The sequence below is a fragment of the Actinomadura sp. 7K534 genome (assembly GCF_004348575.1).
In the GTDB taxonomy this organism is placed as follows: domain Bacteria; phylum Actinomycetota; class Actinomycetes; order Streptosporangiales; family Streptosporangiaceae; genus Spirillospora; species Spirillospora livida.
On the sequence record NZ_SMKB01000296.1, the window covers coordinates 1 to 7,903 of the forward strand.

Genomic DNA, 7,903 nt, shown 5'->3' on the forward strand with positions numbered 1-7,903 from the left:
GCGGCGCCGGGTGGAGAGCGGGCATCACCGGTTGCTGGCCACCGTGTTCGGGACGGTGAGGGTCACCCGGTGCGCCTGGCGCGCCCCCAGCGTCGGCAACCTGTATCCGGCCGATGCGGCGCTGTCGTCACCGCTGACTGCTTTGCGCAGGCGCGGAAGACCTTCAACTGTCTGATCGGACAGCTCACCGGCCCATCAGCCGGGTCGCTGACGCATGACCACCTGGAGGAACTGCTTGTCGAACAGGGCCGTGAGCTGCAACGACAGCTCCTGCAGGCGCACCTTGATCTGCGAGCACAGCGGGAGCGGCAGGCCGTGTCACACGCTCGCGCACAGGGCGCCGGTGTGGTCGGGGCCGACGGGGTGGTGCGGCGCCGGGTGGAGAGCGGGCATCACCGGTTGCTGGCCACCGTGTTCGGGACGGTGAGGGTCACCCGGTGCGCCTGGCGCGCCCCCAGCGTCGGCAACCTGTATCCGGCCGATGCGGCGCTGTCGCTGCCCGGCCGTCGGCACTCGGCAGGGCTGGCCCGCCTGGCGGTGGCCGAGGCGGTGCGCGGCTCGTTCGACACCGCCCACGCGGCGATCACCGCACGCTGCGGGACGGTGATCGGCAAACGGCAGATCGAAGAGGTGATCGTCGCCTGCGCCCAAGATATCGACGCGTTCTACGCCGAGCAGACACCGGTGCCGCGCACCGGTGAGGAACTGCTGGTGCTCAGCTTCGACGGCAAGGGCATCGCGATGCGCCCCGACGCGCTGCGCCCGGCCACACGCAAGGCCGCAGCCCTGGCCAAGCGAACGTTCCGGACCCGGCTGGCCGGCGGGGAGAAACCGGCCCGCAAACGGATGGCCACGTTGGGGGTGGTCTATGACGCCGAGCCCGCACCGCGCCGCCCGCATGATGTGATCGCCGTCCCCGGCGGACGGCACGGGACCCGGCCACCGCGGCCCGGACCATCCGCGATGCGCAAATGGCTGTGCGGGTCGGTGATCGACGACCCCGACACCGTGATCGGCAAGGTCTTCGACCACGCCCAGGCCCGCGACCCCGCCCGCGCCCGGCCCTGGGTCGTGCTGGTCGACGGCGCCCGCCACCAACTCGACCTCATCAAAGCCCAAGCCGCCCGCCGCGGCATCACCCTCCACATCGTGATCGACTTCATCCACGTCCTGGAGAAGCTCTGGGCGGCGGCCTGGAACCTGCACGCCCCCACCGACCCGGCCGCCGAGGACCGCGTCGCCACCTGGGCGCTGGCCCTGCTGGCCGGGCAGGTCCACCAGGTCATCACCGACCTGGAACACCACGCCGACACGCTGTCCGCCCACCGGCGACACGGCATCGACACCGCCATCGGCTACCTCACCAACAACGCCGGCCACCTCCGCTACGACCACGCCCTCGCCCACGGGTGGCCCATCGCCACCGGGGTGATCGAAGGCGCCTGCCGCCACCTGATCGCCGACAGATTCAACCTCGCAGGAGCAAGATGGGGCCTGGCCGGAGCCGAGGCGATGCTCAAGCTCCGAGCCCTCAACACCAACCACGACCTCGACCGCTACTGGGCCTACCACCTACGCCGTGAACACGAACGCACCCACGACCAGCACGAATACGCACTCACCGCCTGACCGGCACGCTCACTCAAAAAGAGCTACACCCTTCTGCGATGGCCACAAGCAAGGCAAGCTAAAACAAAACGTCCACCACGCCGTCCACGGGATATCGGGCTAGGCCCGATTGTGGTCGTCCTTGCGGACGCTATCGGTCGACGGCGCGGTGGCGACCCACCATTCCACGATGCGTCGCCCGATCGTCTGGGCGTTCAGGCCCGCCCACGTCCGGACGTCGGCGGCGCTTCCGTGGTCGGGGAAGGACGCCGGGATGCCGATCTGCCGGACGGGCACGTCGACGCCTGCGGTTGCGAGCCGCTGAGCGACCCGCGCGCCCGCGCCTCCGTCGAGCACACCGTCCTCGACGGTGACCACCAGCCGCGCGGCTCCCGCGAGGCCCACCAGTGCTTCCGGCACTGGCTTGACCCAGCGCGGGTCGACCACCCGGACCGTGTATCCCGCCTGATGAGCGGCGGTGGTCGCCTCGATGACGTCGGCGGCGGTGGCCCCGATCGCGACGACCAGCGCGTCCACGCCACCATCAGTGTCCGGCTCAGCCAACACGTCCACCCCATCGACACTGCGGATCGCCGGGAGCGCGGGACTCATAGGTGTCTTGGGGAACCGCACCACCGTGGGCCCGTCAGCACAGCCGACGGCCTCGTTCAACATGGCCCGCAGCGTCGCCTCGTCGCGCGGCGCCGCGACCTTCGAGCCGGGGACGACACCGAGTACGGCCAAATCCCACATGCCATTGTGGCTGGGGCCGTCCTCGCCGGTGATGCCAGCGCGGTCCAACACGAACGTGACAGGCAGCCTGTGCAACGCGACGTCCATCAGCACCTGGTCGAAGGCCCGGTTCAGGAACGTCGCGTAGATCGCCACCACCGGGTGCAGGCCGCCGGTGGCCATTCCCGCGGCGGACGCGACGGCGTGCTGTTCGGCGATGCCCACGTCGTAGAAGCGGTCGGGGAAGCGGCGGGCGAACGCGCCCAGGCCGGTCGGTTCAGGCATCGCCGCGGTGATCGCCACGACGTCGGCGCGCTCATCGCCGAGCCGCACCAGTTCCTCGCTGAACACACTCGTCCACGTGCGGCCGGTCTTGGGCAGGGCCGCGCCGGTGTCGGGGTCGATGGGCTTCCACTGATGCAACTGATCGGTCTCATCGTTCTCGGCCGGCGGGTAGCCGAAGCCCTTGCGGGTGACGGCATGGACGATCAGCGGTCCACCGAAGTCGCGGCCAGGGTGAGGGCGTGCTCCAGGGCGGCGATGTCGTGGCCGTCGACGGGGCCGAGGTACTTCAGACCGAGGTCCTCGAACAGGCCCTGCGGTGTGAGCAGGTCCTTCAGGCCCCGCTTGGTGCCGTGCAGCGCGTTGTACAGCGGCGATCCGACGACCGGCGTACGGCCGAGGGTGTTCTTCACCACCCGCAGCGCCTGCTCGTACCCGGGATGGAGCCGCAGCCTAGACAACCGGTCGGCCAGCCCGCCGACGGTCGGGTCGTACGAGCGCCCGTTGTCGTTCACGACGATGACCACTGGACGGTCGGCACCGGCGATGTTGTTCAACGCCTCCCACGCCATGCCACCGGTGAGCGCGCCGTCGCCGACGACCGCCGTCACGGGCCGGCGGTCGCCGCGCACCTCGAACGCCTTGGCCATGCCGTCGGCATGGGACAGGGCGGTGGTGGCGTGAGAGTTCTCGATCCAGTCATGCTCGCTCTCAGCACGGCTCGGATAGCCGGACAGGCCGCCGGTCTGCCGGAGGCGTCGGCATCCGCCCGGCCCGACCGGTCAGAATCTTGTGCACATAGGCCTGGTGGCCGACATCCCACAGAATCGGCTCGGTCGGGCTGTCGAACACACGGTGCAACGCGATCGTGAGTTCGACGACGCCCAGATTCGGCCCCAGATGGCCCGTCCCCAACGTGGACGCGGTCCGCACGAGAAGATCACGGATCTCCGCTGCCAAACTCTCAAGCTCTGTGACGCTGAGGCACTCCAGATCCTTCGGCCCGCCAACGCGAGTCAAGATCGAACCCATGGGCCGAGCCTAGGTGCCACCACCCTGCCAGACCAGAATCCCTCGCCCCTTTGTTGATCAAAATCGTCCCAGCGCGGGCACACGAGTTGAACCGTGACCTGCTTTCCGGCTCCTGCGCGATGCAGCGGGCTGCGGCGCCCGACCGCCACGCCTCAGCGAGCGGCGGCATTCCGGTGCCCGAGCGCCCCCGCATGTGTCCTTGGCGGGACCGTCCTGGACCACGCGCAGGGATGCTGTGGTTTCGGGAGAAGCCGACAATGAGTGCTGGTGGTCGGGGTGTCGATCGCGGTGCTGGTCGCCGGAGTGCGGCTCGGGCAGCGCCTCAAGGACCGGTTCGGGTCCTGGACCGCCTCGGTCATCGCCGGCTGGCCTGCGTGATCGTGCTCGGCGCGGTCATGTAGCTGCCGCCCTCGCTCGGCGAGCTGTCGGCCGACGTCCGCCAGTACGGCCATCACGCGACCGAGACGCCGCTGCCGCGGAAGGACCCACGAGGCCGGATCGTCAGAGAGCGGCATGGAACCGGCGACCGCCCGAGCGCCCGTCTCACGGCATAGGCCGGTTTTGAGCGCGGACCGCATCACAGTGTTCGGGGGAAGCGCACATTGTGGTTCAACGTCCTGTGCCGTGTGGCCCCGCCGCCGGGTCTCGCATTCGTTGGCGCAGAGTGTCGTAGATCGGCGGCCCGTTGAGCAGTGTCGTGCTGATCAGCGCGGCCATGGCGGCCAGCAGCATCGGGACGATCAGCGACGTCGTCGCTGTCATTTCGACGATCAGCACGACGCCGGTCAGGGGCGCCCTCACGACAGCCGTGAAGAACGTGGACATGCCGACGATGGCGCCTGCGGTGGACGCCATGCCGAGTGACGGCAGGACGGCGTGCAAGGATCCGGCGAACAGCGAACCCGCCGCGGCGCCGACGAGCAGCAGGGGCGCGAACAGCCCGCCCGGCGTACCCGCCGAGTAGCACAGCGGCCCCAGGAACCAGCGTATGACCAGCACGATCCCCAGATATCCCAGAGCGTTCCCACCGGCGAGGACGTCCTGACCCAGCGATTCGCCACCGCCGATCAGTTCTGGAGCGCCGATACCGATCAATCCGACGACCCCGCCGATGAGGGCGGCCTTCGCCTCCGGGGCAAGGCCGCGCAAGCCTTCCACACCGTTCAGCAGAAGGATGGTCAGCCGGTTGTAGGCCACTCCTGCCGCGCCCAGCAGCAGGCCGAGCACCACATACGCGGGGAGCGTCCGCAGTGGTTCCATCGGGACCCGCCCGACGGAGAACACCGGCCGGGTGCCGATGACGAGCGATGAGGCGGCGATCGCCGCCGCCACGGCGGCGACGGTCGTGAGGACCAGCCGAACACGGAAGGCATGAGCGACCTCTTCGAACACAAACAGCGCCCCGCCCACGGGTGCGCTGAACGCCACCGCCAGTCCCGCTCCGGCGGTCGCGGCCGTGAGCACGCGCACCTCGGGCGGGCTGAGCCGGGCACGGCGTGCCAGTTCAGCGCCGAGCGATGCGCCCATCTGCACGGTAGGGCCCTCCCGGCCCAGCGCCATGCCCGCGCCGATGGACAACAGCCCGCCGACGAACTTGGCCGGAAGGAGGGCGATGCGAACCGGCCTGACCGTTGTCCGTAGTTCCGCCTCGACCCGCTGGACGCCACTGCCGGAGGACTCCGGAACCCGGCGGACGATCAGCCGGGCCAGCGCCACAGCGGCGACCGCGACCAGGACCGGAACCACCCAGCGCCACAAGGACCCGAGCCGGGCCCACGCGAACAGCTGGTCACGGTAGTCATCGGCCAGGACCAGGGATCGGCGGAAGGCGCCCCCGACCAGCCCGGCGAGGACGCCACCGGACACGGCGAGAGCCGTGACGCGCCACACACGTCCCGCACTTGGCCGATCCGCGCCGTCCCACCCGCCAGGTGGAAGGGACGGACCGGAAGGACCGCCCACGCCGACGCCCACACCGTGGCTCGCTCCGCCGTCGGGCTGAGGCATCTGAGAACTCGCCCCGCTTTCCGATCTGGTGCCGCCACGCGAGTGCCGCGCCGTCTCCGTGGCAGAAGGCCGTGCAGATGAAATGCGACTCCTAGTAGTGGACCGGGGCGGCTCAGAGTTCCGAGCCGCCGATGTCATACACGCTCGGACCGATTACGCGCCTATATCATCTGCACGAGCCGGTCTTCGACGGCTTTCGAGGAAGACCAGCGACACGGGACAACGGCGATGAATTCTTGTTACCCATTCTTGAAAAGAGCCTTACTCTGCGTTCACTCGTCCCCCGTGTACAATCCACAGCCCTTGCACGTCAACCGGCATTGAGAAGGAGTACCCGCAACGTACGGCGCCACGCCGACGCGATAATAAATTCTATCGGTCGATGGAGACAGATTTTGGCGTTTGACACCCGGGCATTACGTTGCAGTGAGCCTTTTTCATCCTCGGGTGGTTTCGTAGTTCTGTAGGACGGCGATGGCCTTGACGAGGTGGCCGGCCTTGCTGGGGCTGCAGCGGAGCTTGCGGAGGATTCGCCAGCTTTTGAGCTGGGCGTTTGCGCGTTCGCCGGGCCCGCGGAGCTTGGCGTGCGCGCGGTTGGCCTGCTTCTGGGACTCGGGCTTGTCGCGTCCCTTGTACGGGGTGAAGACGATGCGGGCCTCGGCGCCTTGATACCCCTTGTCGGCCTTCCGCAGCGCCGCCGTCAGCTTCGGTGACCGCGCCGACAGCAGCCCCACCACCTCTTCGACATACCTCCAGGCCGTGCTGGTCGATATCTCGAATCCGGCCCCGAGTTCGGTGAAGGTGTCGCCTTTGCGCAGGTGGACCAGCACCAGCAGGGCCTGCTGCCCGGGGTTGAGCAGCCGCCAGGCCGACCCGATCGCCTTGCGGGCCGACGGATCACGCCGGCCAGGTAGTTCAGCGTTGGACGCGACAAATCGACGGCGGCGCGGTAGAACAGCATGCAGAGCCCCTGGTTCGGACGCGGGGGTTGTGGTGATCAACCCGTCTACTAGGGGTTTCTTCACGCCACCCGCCGAACGCCCCCATCGCGATCATGCTGTGATCAGCGTCCGCCCAGCCGGATGAAAAAGGGTCAATCTAGCGCAGGCCTCAGACTGCTCACCCTGATGCTTGATAGTAAATGTGATCTCTTTAGCTCTTTCTACTTCACCTGCCCTGGCAAGCACCTCGACCAACTCGACCAACTCGACCAAGATCATTGACCTATAAGGCGAATCCTCCACACCGAGAGAAGCAGACTCGATTTGCTGCGCGATACGCTGAAGCCACTGAAAGTCAGCCAACCCGTAGACCACTCTTGACAAGTTCGCCAAAATTCGAGCGTGAAAGAAGGGAACGTCAACGGCCTCGATAATGGCGGCCACATCTATTGCTATCCGCCGAGCCTCTTCACTATTTCCACTCTTAATCATTAGCAGACCGATATCTATCAGTGACCCCTTTTCATCGTCAGGCGGGCTGGTTGATCACAGCGTGATCGCGAGTTGATGGATTCCCTGCAGATGCAGAGAATCCCCTGGTAGACGGGTTGATCACCACAACCCACACCGTCTCACCAGGAGCTTCTGCATGCTGTTTTACCGTGCCGCTGTGGATTTGTCGCGTCCGACGCTGAACTACGTGGCGGGGATCGTCCGCCGCCATCGGCGGGCGATCGGGTCGCGGTGGCGGCTGCTGGACCCCGGCCAGCAGGCTCTACTGGTGCTGGTGCACCTGCGCAAGGGTGAGACGTTTGCCGAGGCCGCCGCGGGTTTCGGGGTGTCGGTGGCCACCGCCTGGCGCTACGTCGAGAGGATCGTCTCGCTGCTGTCGGCGCGTTCCCCCAAGCTGTGGGCTGCGTTGCGCAAGGCCGGGACCGACGGGCTGACGCACCTGGTCCTGGACGGCACGCTGATTCACACCGACCGGGTCAAGGCCGACCGCCCCTACTTCTCCGGCAAGCATCGGGTGCACGGGATGAACGTGCAGGTGATCGCCGGCCCGGACGGGACGATCCTGTGGACCTCGGGGGCGATGCCCGGCAAGATCCACGACCTGACCGCCGCCCGTGTCCGGGGCATCCTGCGCGAGCTGGAGAAGGCGGGAATCCTCACCCTGGCCGACAAGACATCCCATGCGGTTAGCGTGTCAAGCCGCGGCGAGGGTGCGGGCTGCGAACGCGGTGGCCTCCTGGTAGGGCTGTTGGGTGTGCAGGCAGTGGTGCAGGCAGCCGAGCAGGCGG

General features: G+C 67.9%; 4 protein-coding genes and 2 pseudogenes. 2 read left to right on the plus strand and 4 right to left on the minus strand.

Annotated elements, in window-relative coordinates:
* Positions 1 to 69 precede the first annotated feature (69 nt).
* The gene (locus E1266_RS33250) at positions 70 to 1,629 is read left to right on the plus strand and encodes an ISKra4 family transposase (RefSeq protein WP_132053916.1); all 1,560 of its coding nucleotides are present in this window, start codon (positions 70 to 72) and stop codon (positions 1,627 to 1,629) included.
* Positions 1,630 to 1,728: 99 nt separating this feature from the next.
* Here E1266_RS33250 and dxs read toward each other — a convergent pair.
* From dxs to E1266_RS33270, 4 genes and pseudogenes are all read right to left on the minus strand, one after another.
* Positions 1,729 to 3,654 (minus strand): annotated as a pseudogene (gene dxs / locus E1266_RS33255) (1-deoxy-D-xylulose-5-phosphate synthase).
* A 609-nt stretch (positions 3,655 to 4,263) separates the two neighbouring features.
* Positions 4,264 to 5,520, minus strand: coding sequence for a chloride channel protein (locus E1266_RS33260; protein WP_207946063.1), 1,257 nt, complete (start codon positions 5,518 to 5,520; stop codon positions 4,264 to 4,266).
* A 578-nt stretch (positions 5,521 to 6,098) separates the two neighbouring features.
* Positions 6,099 to 6,622, minus strand: a pseudogene (locus E1266_RS33265) (transposase family protein).
* A gap of 91 nt (positions 6,623 to 6,713) precedes the next feature.
* Positions 6,714 to 7,094: a hypothetical protein gene (locus tag E1266_RS33270; RefSeq protein ID WP_132053920.1), complete on the minus strand. Its 381-nt coding sequence runs from the start codon at positions 7,092 to 7,094 to the stop codon at positions 6,714 to 6,716.
* A 157-nt stretch (positions 7,095 to 7,251) separates the two neighbouring features.
* Between E1266_RS33270 and E1266_RS33275 the strand changes: the two genes are divergently transcribed.
* Positions 7,252 to 7,903, plus strand: a 652-nt coding sequence (locus E1266_RS33275) for a transposase family protein (RefSeq protein ID WP_132053922.1), incomplete at its 3' end; no start/stop codon positions are given.

What these genes read in the sequence shown, in the direction of transcription:
- E1266_RS33270 (WP_132053920.1), bottom strand. Translation starts at nt 7,094, where the DNA reads ATGATTAAGAGTGGAAATAGTGAAGAGGCTCGGCGGATAGCAATAGAT.